This window comes from Pantoea sp. SYBGC1 (genome assembly GCF_057197005.1).
This window is the reverse complement of sequence record NZ_JBXUNM010000005.1, coordinates 82,355-100,642: the sequence shown is the minus strand read 5'-3', so window position 1 is coordinate 100,642 and position 18,288 is coordinate 82,355. Positions and strand designations below refer to the sequence as shown.

Here is an 18,288-nt window from a genome sequence, read left to right as displayed (position 1 = left end):
GGAACGGAAGATGATATCTGATAGCTGTAATCCGGCGCGGACCCTGATCCTGCTGGTCCTGGCGCTGTGTGCGACGTCCGGACCGGCCATGTCCTCCACGCGGGAGGACATTGCGGCACTGGAGGCCGGTAAAACCTTGGCGGGCGCGACCGGTGTGCCGGCAGTGTCTGCTCCTGCTCCTGCTCCTGCGCCGGCCGCCGCGCCCGCGCCGCGCTGGCACGCGATCTCCGGCGGGGCGCGCGTGGATCTGAACAACTGGAAGGTAGTGATATTCATGAGCTCGGCCTGCGCGTTCTGCCACCGATACGATCCGCTGGTGAAGCAGATGGCGGACGCGGCGGGCATCGGCGTGCTGGCCTACTCGCTGGACGGGCAGGGGGACCGGGCGTTTCCGGACCCGCTGACGCCAACGCCCGAGGTGATGACGCGCTTCTTCGGACCCGGCATTCCGGTTGCCACCCCGACCTCGTTTCTGGTGAACGTGCATACCCTGACCGCCTTTCCGCTGCTGCAGGGTAACCAGACGCCCCTCATGAGCCGGCTGGACGAGGTGTTTCACGTGGCCCTGCGCGGGGGGCTGCGGTGATGCGCATAAAACGGACGATTGCAGCCCTCGTGCTGCTGGCCGCGGTACCTGCCGGGGCGGACGTCGGCAGCGACCTGAACGGCTTTTTCAGTAAGCTCGGTTTTGAGGGCAACGTCAGCACGCCGCACGCGTGGCAGGGGCAGGCCGCGGGCTACGCCAGCGGGGGCTCGCTCTACATGCGCACGCAGGTAAAGCAGATCCAGCTGATCTCCCTGGCGCTGCCGGACCTCAACGCCGGCTGCGGCGGCATTGACGCCTACCTCGGCTCCTTCTCGTTCATCAACGGGGAAAACTTCCAGCGTTACGTCAAGCAGATCATGGGCAATGCCGCGGGCTACTTCTTTGACCTGGCGCTGCAGACCACCGTACCGGAGCTCAAGCAGGCCAAGGACTTTCTGCAGAAGATGGCCGCCGACCTCAACAGCGCCAACATGTCCTCCTGTCAAGCGGCGCAGGGCATCGTGGGCGGCCTCTGGCCGCGCACGCAGGTCTCCCAGCAAAAGGTCTGTCAGGACATCGCGGGCGAGAAGAACATTTTCGCCGACTGGGCCGCGTCCCGGCAGGGCTGCACGGTGGGCGGGGAGTACGACAGCGTCACCGACCGGGCGGACGACAGCGAAAAGGACCAGGTGCTGAAGAACAAAAACCTCATCTGGGACTCGCTCGGCAAAAACCGGCTGTTTGACGGCAACCGCGAGCTGAAGGAGTTCGCCATGAGCCTGACCGGCACGATTGTCTTCACGGACAACGGCAACGTGATGCCGCTCGCCCCGCTCACCACCAACGAGGACGTGCTGCGCGCCATGATGAACGGCGGGCGGGCGAAAATTTACCACTGCGACTCCGCCGACAAGTGCCTGAACCCCGTGCTCACGGACGTGAGCATCAGCGCGGGCAGCTCGCTCAACGGGCAGGTGCGCGCCCTGCTGGGCAGCATCCAGAACAAGGCCGCCGCGGACGACCCGCTGAACGACAAGGAGAAGGGCTTTATCTCCTCCACCCGGGTGCCGGTGCTGAAGTATCTCTCCGACCCGCAGTCGCTGGGCGTGGCGAACTCCCTGCTCTGGCAGGTCGCGGACTACATCAGCTACGACATCCTGATGCAGTACGTGAGCGAGATGATGCAGCAGACGCGGGTGGCGATGGCGGGCAGCAACTACCCGCAGCCGGCGATGGAGGCGCTGCAGGAGAGCTTGAGCCTGGCAGGGCAGAGTCTCGCGCGGCTGCAGTCGCAGGTGCAGGTGCAGCAGGACGCCCTGCAGGTCGTGGACCGGCAGATGAGCTACATGCGCCAGCAGGTTTCCAGCAACCTGCTGACCCGCTATCAGGAGAACTATCGGTTTACGCGCTGAGGTCGTCCCGCCGCGGTGACGCTGCGGAAGGCAGAGGCACACCATGTCATATCAGGTCCGGCAGGGTGCCATGAGCAAGGGGGAGTGAAACGTGGACACAATATACACCATCACGGGCGGCGGCTGGTTCCGCGACTCGCTGAACGCGGTTGCCACCTTTTTTCAGATGAACGACTGGCGATCCGTTGCCAGCATGGCGACCACGCTCTCGGTGGTCGCAGCGGCCATGGTTTGGGTGCGCGGCAAGGATATCCTGACCTTCGTGCGCTGGGCCGCGGCCATGGTGCTGGTCACCGGCGTGCTGGTCGGGGTGAAGCGCCCGGTGCAGATCATCGACCTCTCCGACCCCCTGCACGTCTATCAGGTGGACAACGTGCCGGTGGGCCTGTCGCTGCCCTTCAGCCTGATAACCTCCGTGGGCCACGCGCTGGTGCAAGGCTACGAGACGGTGTTTCACCAGCCGGACGCCCTGACCTACAGCCGCACGGGCATGCTGTTCGGGGCGGAGCTGATGGGGCGCAGCGCCGACTTTTTCTCGGTTAATCCGGCCATGGGCGGCCTGTTCTCCGACTACGCGCAGAACTGCGTTATCGGCGACATCATGCTGAACCATAAGTACACCCTGTACGACCTCATGAACACCGGCGACCCCTACGCGCTGATTTTCTCGAAGCCCAGCCCGCTGCGCGGGGTGTTCGACCGCACCGGCACTTTCCGCACCTGCCAGTGGGCGGCGCAGGAGCTGCAGACCGTAATGACCACCGATACCAGCGCGGGCGGCCAGACCTGGACGCACTACGTGCGGGAACTGTTCGGCACCCGGCCTGACGCCGCGGCGCTGTTCGGCGAGATGATGGGCGACAGCTACCAGTACTTCTACGGCGCGGGCCAGAGCGCGAGCGACATCATGAAGCGCAACGTCACGATAAGCGCCCTGCGTAAGGGTATTCCCGCTTACGCGGCGCGCAACGGCGACACCGCGAGCCTGCTGAACCTGGCGTCGGAGACCTCCTACTCCCGGCTGCGCATGAGCCAGGCCACGGCGGCGGACATCGCCACCAAAACGCTGCCGGTGATGCAGTCGGTGCTAATGGGCGTGCTGCTGGGCATGTTCCCGCTGGTGATGATAATGGCGCTCATCAGCGTGCTTACGCTGGAGGTCATCAAGGGCTACGTGTTCTCTATCGCCTACCTGCAGTGCTGGCCGTTGCTGTTTGCCATCCTTAACAACGCCATGAACTTCTACCTGAGCGTAAAGACCGGGAACACCCCGGTCACGCTCGCCAACATCTCGGTGGTGCAGCAGCAGTTCTCGGACATCGCCACCACCGCGGGCTGGCTGGCGCTCTCCATTCCCTTTATGGCGGGCGGCATCGTGTTCGGGCTGCACCGGGTGATGTCGCAGGCCGGCAGCTACCTCGGCTCGGCACTGCAGAGCTCCGCGGCGCAGTCGGGAGCGCAGGCGGTGGACGGGACCTGGGCATTCAACAACCTGCAGACCGACAACGTGCAGGGCTTCAAGTGGGACACCAACAGCAGCTATGCGTCAGGTCAGGTGACGACCCAGACCGGCAGCGGGGCGCTGCGCACGGTGACCGGCGACGGCGGGTCTGTCATCAACGCGCAGCCGGCGATATCGAAGCTTGCCACGGACATCAGCTTCAGCCGGGCACAGAGCAGCACGGCGCAGCGGCTGGCGCGGGAGAGCGACGCGCAGGCGCAGAGCGCCCTGCAGGGCTACAACCAGAGCGTGAACACCGGCTACAGCCTGCTGAAGCAGTTTGCGTCGCAGGCCGGGCACACGGCCGGAGTGACGGAGAGCGGCGGTCGGTCTGAGAGCACCACGGCGAGCCAAGCGGCCGGGCAGGTGCTCTCCGCGGTGCAGAGCTACGCGCGGCGCAACAATGTCAGCGAGAGCGAGGCGGTCAGCCAGCTGCATTCGCTGAGCGAGAACACTAGGCATGTATATGGTGCTGGCGGACAATTATCTTTTGATGGGTCCAAAACTTTGTGGGGTAAAGCTGGTAAGGCATTGCTTGGAGTCAGTGGTAAAGCAGATCTCCATGGATCAATAGATAAAATTTCAGATAAAGGATCCTCTGAGAGTGTGAATGCCAGCAATACGGCCGGGCAGGACATCTCAGCCGACCGGAACGCCCAGGACGCCCGGGACTTCCGGCAGGGGCTGGATAGGCTTACCTCTTATCGTACCGACCAGTCGGCCCAGCGTTCCGACACCGCCGGCAGCTCACTGCTTGACCAGATCGGCGCCACGTTCGGCCGGGCAGACAGCCAGTATCAGCAGTATACCGCGAGCCGCACGCGCAGCCACGAGTACAGCGAGATGGCCTCGGCCTCGGAGAGCACCACCGCGGGCATGCAGGGCAACTACACACAGGAGTTCGTGGCGTGGGTGCAGCAGCACGCGCCGGACCGCGCGGACAGGGTTCTGACCAGCACGGCGGACGCCGGGGCGCGGGAGGAGCGCGAGGCGCTGGCCGGACAGTTCATGGAGGAGCGGCTGCGGGCGCGCGTGGAGGGCGACTTCGCAAGCCATCGCGAAAGCCTGGGGCAGGGCATGCCGGATGTGCAGGGCGAGGCGGCCCCGCACGAAAGCCTGTATGAGAAAGGCGTAGCCGACGTCGCGGCGCGCGGGGAGCCCGCCGGCATCCGGGCAGACACGGCTGCACGCGCTGACGTCCATATGGTAGAGAGCCGGAAAATGAACGAGCACTCGGACCCGTTAATTGAGCAGCGGCGGATGGCCATGAAACAGAATCGCTCCGGTCTGGAGGCCGCTTTTGACATGGCTGACGGAAACTTCCGGCAGAAAAAAGGAGAGACCGGTGAAAAAGTTAAATAGTGTCCCTAGTTCAGAACATTTAATCCAGGAGAACTTATGCTCACAAAAAAAATGATCGATGATGATATGGATAAAATCATGGGGATGCTCCGGGAACAGGGTTTTGTTATTCCCGGGTTATGGGCGGTTGCTTGGCCGGTAGTATTATTTTTTATGTTTATAGTTTTCGTGCAAGTATATATCTGCTCTCAATATGTTTTTGATGATAATTTCCATAGTGACAGATATTTTGATGTGCTGTTTACCGGCATGATGGCGCTCATTGCTTCTCTTGCAGCAATGAATGCACGTGCCCGTTATCTCTGTATTCCAAAGGAAGTCAGAAAAAGTTCCGTTATCATCCGGTTAATGGTTAAGAAAACCATCCTGTACATATTGATATGGGTTGGCATATATCTTTGCGCAGGTGCATATGTGCTGAATTCATCCGGGGCTTCTTTAAGTACAGCATCCCTTAGCTTCTTCATTAGCGGTTTAATGTTAATGTTTATATTTAATATTGACATGGCCCGCTTCGAGCTCTCCGCTCTAAACAAGCTATATGACCTCTGGAAGAAAAATAAACTTTAACCGGATTTAATGCCGCGCGTGCTGCGTGCGGCCTTTTTACAGCCCGAGGAAAAAGACATGAGTTTAAAAGCCCGTGACGTCACGCAGGGCGGTCAGGTCACGTTTATGCGCTGGCGCATGTTCCTGCAGATCAACAGCATTCTGACCTATTACCTGCTTATTCTGCTCGCCCTTATTACCGGCGGCGCGCTCTGGCTGCGCGTGGGCCTGCAGAACATTCAGAACGGTCTGCTCTACTGGTGGGTCTATTCGTTTCATCCGCTCTCAAAGCACATGGTCAGACAGACTATTTACAGTGTGCGCTACTACGGAGAGACGCTGCGCTTTCCGGCCGCGCAAGTGCTGTCTGACCCCTATACCACCTACTGCGGGCGGCTGCTTGCGCAGGAGCTTGTGGTGTGCTTCGTCATCGCACTTGTGTGCGTGTTTCTGCTGGCCGGCGCCTTTTACTGGTACCTCGGCAGGCAGGGGCGGTTGCAGAGCCAGGATGAAATCACCGGCGGGCGCGTACTCTGCGAAAACCCCAAAGAGGTGGCCCGCCTGATGCGCCGGCGCGGCACGGCATCCGCCATCACCGTAGGCGACCTGCCCATCGTGAAGAACAGTGAAATCCAGAACTTCGCCATGCACGGTTCGGTGGGCACCGGTAAGTCCCAGCTGATACGCCGCTTTCTGGAGCAGTGCCGCGACCGCGGGGACCTCGTGATTATCTACGACAAGGGCTGCACCTTTATCCGCGAGTTTTACGACTCCGCCATTGACCATGTGCTGAACCCCTACGACGCGCGCTGCGCCAACTGGGACCTGTGGGCAGAGTGTCCGCGCCTGTCGGACCTGGAGACGGTGGCGAGCACGCTCATCCCCATGGGGGCCTCCGAGGATCCGTTCTGGCAGGGCTCGGCCCGCACCATCTTTGCCGAGGGCACGGAAAAGCTGCGCGACGCGCCCGACCGGAGCTACAACCGTCTGCTGCGCACCCTGCTCTCGATTAACCTGGACCAGCTGCGTAAGGTGCTCGCCGGCACGCCTGCTTCGGTGCTGGTGGAGGGAAAGATCGAAAAAACTGCCATCTCGATTCGCAGCGTGCTGACCAACTACGTCAAGGCCATCCGCTATCTGCAGGGCATTGAACAGAATGGCCGCCCGCCGTTTACCATCCGCGAATGGATGAGGGGCGTGAAGGACGGGGAGAAAAACGGCTGGCTTTTTATTACCTCCGATCAGCGGCACCATGAATCGCTCAAGCCGGTTATCTCAATGTGGCTAGCCATCGCTGCCAACAGCCTGCTTGCCATGGGCGAGAACCGCGAGCGCCGGGTGTGGTTCTGGTACGACGAACTCAAGTCTCTGCACAAGCTGCCCGGCCTGCCGGAGATCATGGCGGAAGCCCGAAAGTTCGGCGGCTGCTTCGGCCTGGGCTTTCAGAGCTACCCGCAGCTTGAGGAAATTTACGGACCCAAAGCGGCCGAAGGCATGTTTGACCTGCTTAACACGAAATTCTTCTTTCGTTCGCCCAGCGCGGCGGTGGCGAAGTTCGTGGAGGAGGAGCTCGGTGAGACGGTGAAAAAAGCGTTCAGCGAGCAGACCAGCTTTGGTAACGATGAGGTGCGCGACGGCGTGAGCTTCGGCAAGGATGAACGCCGCGTGAGCGTGGTGAGCTACACCGAGGTGCAGAAGCTGCCTGACCTGAGCTGTTTTGTGACGCTTCCCGGCGATTATCCGGTGGTGCGCATGTCGCTGCCGCACGTCTCCCGCCCGGCGGTGGCGGCAGAGTTCATACCACGTGAGGTGCGCGAGAGTCTGGACGAGGTCATCGAGAGGGAGCTGCTGCGTCGTGAGCGTGAGGCTTCTTCATGGGCTGGCTTGTTCACTACAGAGACAAACGCGCAGCAAACAGGAGGAGAGCCGCTGTTGTCATCAGGCATAGCTGATTGCAGTGAATGCCAGCAAGAAGCTGAAAAACCGATACCGGGCGTAGGCGCTGACGGTGAAATCACAGACATGCAGGCTTTTGAGCAGCACTGTCAGATACAGGAGACGCGCACTGCCGTACGGCGGGAAGAGGTGAATATCAATCATGCACGCAGTGAGCGCGATGACATGGGAGAGTATTCACTGTGATGAGCTTCAGCCTGGTGAAATCCGCGACTACCGGTGCAGATTATTACAGTGGCAAAGACAATTATTACGTGCTGGGCACTCTTGAAACGCGCTGGGAAGGAAAAGGTGCACAGGCACTCTGCCTCTCAGGGCCGGTGGAGAATGCGCAACTCACACGTATTCTGCATGGTCAGCTTCCGGATGGCAGTTCACTCTCGCGTGTCTCAGGAGGGCGTGAAACGCACCGGCCCGGCTACGACCTGACATTCTCTGCACCTAAAAGTGTGTCAGTGATGGCCCTGGTGGCGGGCGATCGCCGGCTTCTTACTGCTCACGATACGGCTGTGTCAGCAGCCTTGCGCGAAGCGGAAACGCTGGCCTGCGCGCGCGTTACCCATAATGGCATGACCAGCATCAAACGTACCGGCAACTTTATGGCAGCCGTGTTCACCCACGATACCTCCCGCGATCTTGATCCACAGCTGCACTCACATGCGGTGATAGCCAATGCCACTCGTACAGAGCAGGGATGGCGCGCGCTTGCCTCTGACAGGCACACCCGCAGCGGTTTCTCTGAGGCCGTGCTGGCAAATCAGCTTGCGCTAGGCAATATCTATCTCAGAACGCTCAGGCAGGAGGTCGAAGCGCTGGGCTATACCACGCGTTATGCCGGCCGCAATGGGCTTTGGGAAATGACGGATGTGCCCGTGAACCCTTTTGCACAGCGCCGGCAGGCTATTGAGAAAGCCGTGGGGCCGGAGGCATCGCCCAAGTCGCGCGCGGTCGCTGCCCTGGACACCCGACGTGCGAAAGCGGCTGTGGATCCGCTTACGTTGCTGGCTGACTGGACTCTGCGGCTCAAAGAGGCAGGCTTTAGCCCGTACGCGTATCGTCAGGAAGCCGGCATGCGCGCGCAGGAAGAGAAAGACAAACCCGCTATCCCAGACCCTGCATTTTGCGCAGCAGCACGTAAAGCAGTGAACAGGGCTATCTCTGTTCTGAGCGATAACGCGGTCCGTTTTACTTACTCCGATCTGCTTGCCAAATCAGCCGCTCAGCTGGAGGCTGCACCAGGCATGTTTGATGCAGTGCGAACAGGCATTGAGGAGGCTATCAAACAGGACCGGCTGATACCGCTGGATAAGGAAAAAGGCGTATTCACCTCAGGTATCCATTTGCTCAATGAACTCAGCGCAAGAAGTCTTGTGCAGGACATAGGGCAGGAAGGCCCTGCCGCCGTCAGAGAGAAAGAGGCAATACGCCACACCCAGCCATGGAGTGATGCGGTCACTGTTATGCGTCAGGACCGGCCGCGACTTGCCATTATCGAATGTAGAGGAGGGGCTGATGTGACGTTGTCACTATTGAGAGAGGTCGCAGCCATGGCACAGGATATGGGACGACCCGTCACAGTTCTGGCTGCCGACCGGCGAAGCGAGAAATGGCTCAGTGAAAAAGGTATGGGTGAGGTTGCCGCATTGTCCGGTCGAGACTTGCTGACTCGGCAGATCGCGATGCCGGAGCAATCCACGGTGATTGTTGAGCAGGCAGAAAGTTTGTCGTTAAGCCAGACCTTGACGCTTCTCGATACCGCACAACGTCAGTCCATGCAGGTGATTTTTATGAACACTGGCCGGCGTCAGGGTACGGGCTGCGCGCTGGACATACTCAAAGACGCGGGCGTGTCACGTTACCAGATGAAAGATGGCTCGCAGGCGCAGATAAACCTTATCTGTGAACCCGATAAACGAGCACGCTTCGCTCGCCTGGCAGAAGAATATGTCAGACGTGCGGAGGCAGGCGAAGAAATCACTGCGCAGATCAGTGGTCCTCGCGAGCAAAAGGCGCTGACCGCAGCCATTCGCGGCGCGATGACCGATCGTGGCCTGCTTGGCGAAGCACATACGCTTGAGGCGCTCACGCCAGTATGGCTTACCGCTAAAACGCGTGGCCTGCGCGATAACTACCGTGAGGGCATGGTTATGGAGCAGTGGGACGCAGAGGCAAAGCGCATGACGCGATGGGTTGTTAAGCGCGTAGGTGAACAGACTCATACCCTGACACTCGACCATGCAGAGGGTGCACGACAAACCCTGAAAATCAGTCAGATTGACGCCAGCTGGAGCCTTTACAGAAAAGAATCCCTGTCGGTTGCACCAGGAGACAAGCTTAAGGTGACAGCCCGGGAGGCGCGTGGACAGCTTACGGGAGGCGATCAGGTGCAGGTAGTGGCTGTGAGTAAAGAGACGCTGACAGTACGCGCGGGTGAGAAGACACTCACGCTTGATGCCACGCAGCCGCTGAAACTCAGTCACGATTATGTGCATGCGCCGGGCAGCAGCGTAAGCGCGACAGCGCATGTACTGGCGATGGCTTCGCGTGCCAGTCTCTCTCGTGAAGGCATGAACCAGCTGGCGCGCAGCGGTAAATCGGTTTCACTCTACACCGCGCTTGAAGAGGCGCGGGCGCGAAGCCTGCTGCGGGAGTCTCTTAAGCCCTGCACACCGCTGGCTGAGGTCGGTCAGCACGTTGGCGTTGCCGATCCTCAGCTCGCCATCAAAGCCAGGCAAAAGACACTGAACACACCTGTACAGTCAGCAGTCAGACAGGGGGCTGCAGTGGCGGAAAGCGCACACCGGTCCGGCATCACGTTTTCATCGGTTCAGCTGCTGGAAGCCGCCTGGAGCGCTGCTGACGGTGTTTCACCTGATGCTTTACGGCAGGAAATACAGCGGCAGGTAAGGACAGGTGAACTTCTATACCTCGACGTGGCACCTGGTGCCGGTATCAGCATGATGGTCCGGCGAAGCAGTTATGAGATGGAGCGCAGTATCGTTCGTCATATTGCTGAGGGAAAAGGGGCGGTAAGGCCACTGATGGACAGGGTACCCGAAAAGGTAATGGCGGGGCTAACCCCGGGACAGCGGGCAGCGTCGGCGCTTATTCTCCAAAGCCCGGACCGCTTTATCGCTATACAGGGCTATGCTGGCGTGGGCAAAACCACGCAGATGCGGGCCGTGCTCAATGCGCTGAACACATTGCCTGAGGCAACCCGGCCAGAGGTCATCGGACTTGGCCCCACCCACCGTGCCGTGCATGAAATGCAGGCGGCGGGGGTGAAGGCGCAAACGCTGGCTTCCTTTCTGGCAGATGAACGTCAGCGGGGTCAGGGCGGGGACGCGAACCGGCACGCAGGCCGCCTTTTTCTGGTGGATGAAAGCTCCATGACAGGCAACCGGGATATGGCGGAGCTCTATCGCATTATTGCTGCCGGCGGCGGTCGGGCGGTGATGAGCGGCGACAGTGCTCAGCTCAAATCGCCCGAGCCCGGCATTCCTTTTACGATGCAGCAGCGTCGCAGCGCGGTGGACATTGCGGTGATGAAAGACATTGTTCGTCAGACGCCAGCGCTCAAGCCGGTTATTTACAGCATGATTGAAGGCGCGTACCGGCGTGCGCTTGATCAGGCAGAGCAGATAACGCCGGATCAGGTGCCGCGTCGCCCGGATGCATGGGTGCCTGCGGCCTCGGTAGTTGAGTTCCCTGCAAAGGGACCTTCTGAAACTGCAGCGTCGCTGACACAGCGAAAGGTACCCCTGGATGTCACTGATGCTATGGCCCTGGACTATGCGGGGCGTACGCCTGAGGCGCAGCACAATACGCTCGTGATCACGCAGACGAATCAAGACCGGGATGTGGTCAACGCCAAAATTCACGATCTGCGCCACGCGGCAGGCGATACGGGGCTGGAGGAGTACCACATCAGTGCATTATCGCGCGTTAATACCCAGCAGACTGCCCTGTGCATCCCGGAAACCTGGACACAGTATACTGGTCGGCAGGCGTTTATGGATGATGCGTTCTGGCTTATCCGGGATACACACCTCTCTCAGGGTATCGTTACGCTGGAAGGAGTAAATGGAGAGGTGCGGCTGCTGTCTGTCAGAGAGAACAGCGCAAAGGATATCTCCATATGGGAGAACAAAACGATTGTAGTCAGTCAGGGCGACCGGCTGCGCTTTGCTGCCACAGACACGGGGCGAGGGTATGTGGCTAACAGCACCTGGACACTGGAGCGGGTTGATGCACAAAGCCGCTTGCATCTGTGTTCAGGTGACGCGACACGGGTTCTGGATCCAGTACATGATCTGTATGACAGGCGTATCGATCTTGCCTATGCAGTCACTACGCACGGCAGTCAGGGTGCCAGTGAGCGCTTCAGTATCTCACTGCAAGGTGTGACGGGGCGCCGCGGCAGTCTTGCTTCTCAGGAGAACAGTTACGTACAACTTTCTCGCGCCAAGGAGCATGTGCAGGTCTATACCGACGATCGCGAAGCATGGTTACAGCGCATGGCGCGTGCTGCCGACCGGCTGAGCGCACACGATGTGCTGGAAGCCGACGCCGACAGGCATATTCAGACAGGTGTGACCCTGTACAGGCGGGCAACGCCCGCTGCAGATAACGGTCTGGGCCGGCGGATGCTAAATGATGCCGGGATAAAAGGGGAGTTCATGGGGCGTATTATTGCCGGCTCTACCCGTTATCCAGTGCCTCAGGTGGCTCTGCCGCTGTTCGATGTAAACGGTAAAGCTGCTGGTGCGATAATCAGCGAAATCCGGCAAACAGCAGGCCAGTATTCAGCGGGCGGCACCCTGCGCCGGGCAGGCAACGAGAGCGGAAGTTTTGCCGGCTTTCAGCGCAGCCGGGATGGGTGCGCTGTGATAGCAGATTCGTGGGCGGAGGCAGAGAAGGTTGCCCGCGAAAACCCGATGACCGGCGTGCTCCTCCGGCTCAGTGGCACAGGGCAACCCTGGAACATAAAGCGAATACTGGGAGGCGAGCCGCAATCGGTACCGCGCACAGAGAAGACCAAACCTGAGCACCTTATTTTTTCAGAGAAACTGCACCACCAGGCAGAGCTAAAGAGACAGGTAGAGGAGCATAAAGCCAGGCAGGCTATGGTTACTGTGGGTTCTAAAATGTCGTTCGCCGTGCGCGATCGTGAGCATGAGCAGACTGCAATAGAATTAACCTCTCGTCGTGAAAACACAGATGAGTGTCTGCCTTGTATTGATCGCGAAATCATTCGTGAAAGGTCCTATGAAAAGTGATGTATGTTGAAAAGAACAAAATGCGCCATCAATTTAGTTACAGCATTCTATATATTTGCAAAAAGGCTGTTGCTGTCAGCACGAGCTTAAGATTAAAACAACGAACCGCCTGTAAAGGAAGCTTCACAAGCAATTATTCAATTTCACAGATCTGTCATTTAAGAGGGTTTGAATGTATTACCCTATGGTGGTTTTCACAAAGCATGCTGGTTGCTATGAGGTGTATGTAATTGATTTGAAATCTGCGAATGAGGATAAGACAGCGAAAAGGTGAAAAGGACACGCACAGGTTAGAGGAGGGCTGGTTAGTATCACTAAAGTGCCGTAGAAACAGGCCGGTAAACCATGTAATCCTTATAGAGAATATTGCACGCAATCTTGTCTGCTGCCCTTTGCCTTAACGATCCCTATAGCCCATGCACCAGTTGGTCTTGCTACCAACACTTCAAGTGGTAGGGGCATTTTAAGCAGTGCAACTGTCAGGAAAGCTGCTCTGCTGGTCAATAAAGTGACATTGTCACGATAGAGTGTGATATACCATTTTCTATTTATCCCCCTGAGTAAGGCTTTCAGTAAGAGCACTGATGAGAAAAGCAGCCTGTTAATTTCAGACATGACTTTATCGTGGCTGGCTCCTTAACATCAGACAGGTATGTTGACGGTAACTTACCCGTGATTTTACGGTACCAGACTTACTTGATGCCCGGGCATCATAAAAAAAGGGGGGTAACGCAACCTGATGCTGAAAAGTAAAATGGCTTCTAGCAACCTGACAGGATGCCAGGCCAGACGTACCAATCGGGAATAAAACTGATGTTTTGACTTTTGAAATAGTCATGACGGCATCATCTCGTCACTAATCTAAAACCCCTAACTTTCTTAACTTTAGGCTTCTTTTAATACAATTTTTTCAGAGCGTTAATCCCTTAAAAAGATAATTAAGAGCCATTCATATACAAATATCTGGTCAGGTTAATCTGTAAAGTGTTTACATAGCCGGTCCGCTTTGCTGATTATTCAGCCGGTTGCGATAGCCATACAGAAACTATGGTGCCAATCAAATCGAATATAACTGGCCTAGTATAAACATAATTTTTTCAGAAACTTATACTTATCTCTTCTTCTGATTTTTTATCAATTGGAGAGTGCCACCATGACTGAACCCTCTGGAGTATTCGCTGCAGCTGCATCTTCACCTGGCACCATTACGCAGCTTCCTGACATTGCTGCCCTTCGACAAGCTGAACCAACGACGCCTGGCGCTATCGCTTCAGTGCTTGAATATACTGCAAATACTCGAATGGGCGGCGGCGTATTCATTTACGATCCTACGGATACCCGTTCTGTTGATGATGGCGGAATGACATTTGTCACCCAAGGAGGAAAACGATGGAAACGGGTTGTACTGGACTACAACAGTGTAACCGTAGTGGATTTTGGTGCAGTCTCTGATGGTAAAACTGATTGCATTGAAGCTGTGAAGCGCATGTTTGCCTGGTCACAACGCGTGCTGCCATCAGCGGGTATTAAATTCACTGCAGGTACATTTAGCATGTCGACTTTCGACATCTCTGATAAAGAAATCAACCGATTCAAAATTAGTGGCGCCACGGTTAACTTCGGTTATTTTCCAACAACCACACTACTCTTTAACTGGGATACCAAGCCTCGTGGCCTGCACTTTTTCAAAGTAAATGCGCGCTATGCGGAAATTTCCGGATTTGTTATCAAAGGAAAGAGTTCAACTGGCGAAGATGGTGGCACCGCATTCAATCAGGTTGGCTTTTATGCCAACACCATTATCGGTGGCCAGTTTTTGCGTGTTTCCAGTATGGAGTTTCGCTATCTGGGTGGACGAGCACTGGATTTGATCGACACGCTTGACTGCAAAATTGATCAGTTCTACTCACGCGGATGTCAGGACAGTATTGTCTATGCACGCTGGTCTGATCGGGAGCAGGGTGCCTGGGACCACAGCACTGCTATTGAGCTCTCTAATTTTAATCTGCAGCGCAGCACCAAAAAACCCGTGCTGGATTTACCACGTTGTACACAATCCTTTATACGCAATGGCTGGATTGAGCACTCTGAGTTTGCCGGCGACCTGACCAATGGGCAGTGGACCATCGAAGGGCTGGTGATCGAATCAACTACCCATCCCATGAAAATGGGTTATTGCCGTGCGATGATCATCCAGAAAAGCGTACATCGTGACAGTGCCGGCTTTGATTTTAGTAAAGAAGGTATTGAGCCCTGGTCTCTGCTGGCTGAAGGCGATCGGGGCATCATGGAGATTTCTGACTTGGGAGCAGTGATTCAGGGGTCGCTCAATTATGATTTCATGACGTCCCAACATCATATGGATAACCGTACTAATAAACCCAAATGGTTTTATATTGGCGAATTTAACTTTTCTGATGCTGCCTCACAAATACACGTTCGCGTGCTTGGTACAGCTCAGTTCCTCTCACAGAGTGAGACACAAACTGATCACTCTGGCAGAACGCCAGAAGGGGTGGCACACATCTATCTGCAGGCCCGCGATGGAGCAGATTCGATCGCCAGCTGGTACAGTGAGGGCTCGAGCCCGGTTCTGAAGGTACACGTTGAGGGTTCAGGCGGTCACACCAAACTGTATGTAAAAATCCCCGATTACACCGGTTACTCCATCGCATTAGTGGAAACCAACGGTCGCGACCGCTACACATCCGGGCAGTGCTTTATTTTCCGTAAGAGCTATACAGTCTGTGATGCTGAAGAGAGTGCACGCCTTGACGCTGCGCCAGTTGTGGCGTTTGAGCAGCACTGGACAGGTAATAAGCAGGTGGGTTTTGGCTACAACGATAACAAAGATTTACTTGTCCGCGGTCCGTACTTTTTCAAAGAGCATCAGTATGAACCAGGTAAGTGGAAGCGCCGGCATTTCCTTAAAATACTGGTCAACGGTGAACCTCGCAGTATTGAACTTCTGGATCCTGAAGACCCGTTAGGGCAGTCACCAAAATAAAACTTCACTCATGCACTCTTGAACGGTTTTCCCCTGAGTGCATGCTGCCACGCTTTGATAACCTTCCTGAAATTAACATTGTTCGTAAAATCACTCCTCGCTAACGTGCCCAGTTTGAAGTTAAGACTTTAGGAAATGTGACGTTGTCACATATTAAGCCCATTATTCGGGGGGTACCAACGCTGAAAGGCACCTGAACATAAGTTGATGCAAATCGAGAACAGCGTTTCCTGCCCAAAATCTGCTAACGCTATCAAAGGCATATAAAAATCTATCTTTTACACTTAAATTCAGAGGCGTCGCTACGTGAAATCTGTGAGCGTATGTGGGTATTACCTTTGCAGAATTCGCGTAGCGCTGCCTGTTTTGTGAGCAAATGGTCAAGATTTAGCTGCTCTATAACTTCATATAACGCCAATTATATGAAGCTATAGCCGTGCACTTGAAGTCGGTATTGGCAGGGAAAGGAGCTCATATGTTCTGCTGATAAAACCCTAGTTACATAATGTTAGGATCGCAACTAATAATTGAATCGAGATAGAGCTCCGATGAACAAAGGCCAAGCTTATATGAAGCAAATTCAGCGAGGATAATAAATTTTGCTCATTGTTTGTGTTGAGCGCAGAAAATGAGTTTTTGTGCTTTAAAAAGGTTTCATTTATTTAAATGATAGAATCGGGTAAGCATTCTTCAATTGTCAGGATGTAATGAGCACAAAGTTAATTAATTGAAGAATGGTTAGATGTTATGTTGTAAGGCGAAGAGCAACCACATGGTACAAACAACATAAGAATTAAACAAATAAAAGTAATGAAGCTGCTGAGGAAAACAGCTTCATGCTTATTTTAATCAGATGATGGCAGCTCTTGCTTTGACACTTCAATAAGAAACTTTTGAGCAACCATGCCCTCATAGTCCCTATGACTATCAAGATATTGCACGTCAATGTGATTTTTATACTTAGTGTTGAATTTATTTGCTACCCCTGTTTTATCATCTTTACGCTCATCAGTTGGCATAAAGAATTTACTATATCTGCGAGGCGAAACACCTTCATAATCAGTAAATATAACTTTAGAAGAATCTTCATTTTTTGTTATTGCATCATCATGCAAATCCAAAGCAAGGCTTTTCTCGAATGGTTCTATATAAACAACTTTTTTTATTCCTGAAGAAACTATATGCCTTGCACAATTATGGCAGGGATAGGTAGTAGTATAGAGTATTTTACCTTTAGCGCCCTCTGAAGACTTTCTCGCCATGGTGGTAATAACATCCATTTCTGCATGTATAGAACGGGAGTACTCCATTATAGATGCAATTTTTGTGCCTTTATAAATAGCTTCAGTTATGTCGGGGACTTTGTTAGTAATTTTTTTAAGAATTAGTTCAAAAGCAGTATCGTTACCTATAACGTCTTTTAACTCATTAGATATGATACTTGAAATTTTATCCTTAATTTTTATTTTATTAGTGACGTTATAACATTTTCCACTTTTATGTACGCAACGATGATCCTTATCACCGTCATCACTTACATATAAACCCCCACCTGCTTTAGGAACATCATTCTTTCCAACTGCCAAAAGATTACCTTCATCATCAAAGAGTGCTGCACCGACCTGACGAGAAAGACAAGCGGATTGAAGTGAGGCTGTAAAAGCTGCATACATCCCTTTTTCATTTAAAGAGGGGGTTAAGCCATTTTTTCCATGGATAAGGCCAAAAAATCTATCTATTTTTCTTTCGATGTCTTTCTTTTGACTCTGGTTATTCTTAATAAAGAAATCAGAATCTAAAATTGCTTGACTTGTCCTTTGCCCATATTCGTCATCGGACTTATCATCAACGTTTATGATTAAAGGGATGTCATTTTTTGAGGCGCCATCTTCTTTTAAATTTCTAATACGGTGTTCTTGATCTCTCAATATACCCAACAGATAGAAATTATGTTGATAGATTACTCGAAAAAGCTCAATTTCTTCTGGTCGCTTTAATTGATCTATAATGTAAACATTGGGGGCAGCGTTAGAAGATTCTTTGATTTTTCTTGCGCTAATTGCAGCTATAGCCGCTTCAGATAATAATTCTTTTCTTTTATGATGCCTCCTTAATTCGTTACCTAATTTCTGTAAAGATAAGTGGCGATCGAGAACCTTATTATAATGTACATCAATAAGAGACTTTTCGAAATATAGATCATCAAGCATAAGATCAGATATTCTTATGTGAATAACATTATATCCCCAATTTTCAGCGATCTCTTTAGTTACATCAACAACAGTTTTTATTCCGCAGCCAACAAAACCACATAAGCCAAGAAAAATGTCTTTTGACTGCCTTAATTCGATGGTTTCCATTGCTGTATTACCATCGTTATGACTTTGCGTCTGTGCAGCGTTAAATTTTCTTTTAAGAGCATTACTCATATTGAATCCTAGTCAAATATAATGCTTTTTGATAAAATTTTACTAAAAGCATTTAAAGTTTCCATTTTTAATGCTACTTCTTGAAAGTCAACAATATTATTATCAACCACGCCTGTGTGGTTCTCCTCAACATCAATCAAATCATTCGTAGCTTCGACAGTAAGATACTCGTCTAACACAAATGTACGGTATGACATTGTTTTTCCTTGATTTTTGAGTTTAACGGTTAAACCTTACTAATTTTAGCACAATCAAAAAAAAATCGAA

10 protein-coding genes are annotated in these 18,288 nt (G+C 53.9%); 7 read left to right on the top strand and 3 right to left on the bottom strand.

Annotated features, from left to right (window positions below):
* Positions 1-10: 10 nt before the first annotated feature.
* The 6 genes from traF (at position 11) to traI (ending at position 12,585) form a co-directional block, all read left to right on the top strand.
* Positions 11-586 (top strand): conjugal transfer protein TraF, encoded by a 576-nt coding sequence (gene traF, locus AC2CF9_RS10985; protein WP_484556979.1) that lies wholly within the window; start codon positions 11-13, stop codon positions 584-586.
* On the top strand, positions 586-1,938 hold the full coding sequence (gene traH, locus AC2CF9_RS10980; RefSeq protein ID WP_484557090.1) for a conjugal transfer pilus assembly protein TraH: 1,353 nt from the start codon (positions 586-588) through the stop codon (positions 1,936-1,938). Before traF ends, traH begins: the two co-directional genes overlap by 1 nt.
* Positions 1,939-2,029: 91 nt before the next feature.
* Positions 2,030-4,801: a conjugal transfer mating-pair stabilization protein TraG gene (gene traG / locus AC2CF9_RS10975; protein WP_484556978.1), complete on the top strand. Its 2,772-nt coding sequence runs from the start codon at positions 2,030-2,032 to the stop codon at positions 4,799-4,801.
* Between the two features lie 36 nt (positions 4,802-4,837).
* Positions 4,838-5,371, top strand: coding sequence for a hypothetical protein (locus AC2CF9_RS10970; RefSeq protein ID WP_484556977.1), 534 nt, complete (start codon positions 4,838-4,840; stop codon positions 5,369-5,371).
* Between the two features lie 57 nt (positions 5,372-5,428).
* The gene (gene traD / locus AC2CF9_RS10965) at positions 5,429-7,492 is read left to right on the top strand and encodes a type IV conjugative transfer system coupling protein TraD (protein ID WP_484557089.1); all 2,064 of its coding nucleotides are present in this window, start codon (positions 5,429-5,431) and stop codon (positions 7,490-7,492) included.
* Positions 7,492-12,585: a conjugative transfer relaxase/helicase TraI gene (gene traI, locus AC2CF9_RS10960; protein ID WP_484557088.1), complete on the top strand. Its 5,094-nt coding sequence runs from the start codon at positions 7,492-7,494 to the stop codon at positions 12,583-12,585. The genes traD and traI overlap by 1 nt, the downstream gene beginning before the upstream one ends.
* 354 nt (positions 12,586-12,939) lie before the next feature.
* On the opposite strand, the gene AC2CF9_RS10955 is transcribed toward traI, so the two are convergent.
* Positions 12,940-13,200: a hypothetical protein gene (locus tag AC2CF9_RS10955; protein WP_484556976.1), complete on the bottom strand. Its 261-nt coding sequence runs from the start codon at positions 13,198-13,200 to the stop codon at positions 12,940-12,942.
* Between the two features lie 538 nt (positions 13,201-13,738).
* Here AC2CF9_RS10955 and AC2CF9_RS10950 point away from each other — a divergent pair.
* Entirely contained in the window at positions 13,739-15,592 is a 1,854-nt protein-coding gene (locus tag AC2CF9_RS10950; RefSeq protein ID WP_484556975.1) for a hypothetical protein, read from the top strand.
* 845 nt (positions 15,593-16,437) lie between these two features.
* Here AC2CF9_RS10950 and AC2CF9_RS10945 read toward each other — a convergent pair.
* Positions 16,438-18,021: an anti-phage dCTP deaminase gene (locus AC2CF9_RS10945; protein ID WP_484556974.1), complete on the bottom strand. Its 1,584-nt coding sequence runs from the start codon at positions 18,019-18,021 to the stop codon at positions 16,438-16,440.
* A gap of 8 nt (positions 18,022-18,029) precedes the next feature.
* The gene (locus tag AC2CF9_RS10940) at positions 18,030-18,218 is read right to left on the bottom strand and encodes a hypothetical protein (RefSeq protein ID WP_484556973.1); all 189 of its coding nucleotides are present in this window, start codon (positions 18,216-18,218) and stop codon (positions 18,030-18,032) included.
* Between the last annotated feature and the right edge of the window lie 70 nt (positions 18,219-18,288).

Excerpts from the sequence above, each read along its gene's own strand:
- AC2CF9_RS10950 (WP_484556975.1), top strand. The coding sequence starts at position 13,739 with ATGACTGAACCCTCTGGAGTATTCGCTGCAGCTGCATCTTCACCTGGC.
- traH (WP_484557090.1), top strand. The coding sequence starts at position 586 with ATGCGCATAAAACGGACGATTGCAGCCCTCGTGCTGCTGGCCGCGGTA.
- AC2CF9_RS10945 (WP_484556974.1), bottom strand. The coding sequence starts at position 18,021 with ATGAGTAATGCTCTTAAAAGAAAATTTAACGCTGCACAGACGCAAAGT.
- traI (WP_484557088.1), top strand. The coding sequence starts at position 7,492 with ATGAGCTTCAGCCTGGTGAAATCCGCGACTACCGGTGCAGATTATTAC.
- AC2CF9_RS10940 (WP_484556973.1), bottom strand. The coding sequence starts at position 18,218 with ATGTCATACCGTACATTTGTGTTAGACGAGTATCTTACTGTCGAAGCT.
- AC2CF9_RS10955 (WP_484556976.1), bottom strand. The coding sequence starts at position 13,200 with ATGTCTGAAATTAACAGGCTGCTTTTCTCATCAGTGCTCTTACTGAAA.
- traF (WP_484556979.1), top strand. The coding sequence starts at position 11 with ATGATATCTGATAGCTGTAATCCGGCGCGGACCCTGATCCTGCTGGTC.
- traD (WP_484557089.1), top strand. The coding sequence starts at position 5,429 with ATGAGTTTAAAAGCCCGTGACGTCACGCAGGGCGGTCAGGTCACGTTT.
- AC2CF9_RS10970 (WP_484556977.1), top strand. The coding sequence starts at position 4,838 with ATGCTCACAAAAAAAATGATCGATGATGATATGGATAAAATCATGGGG.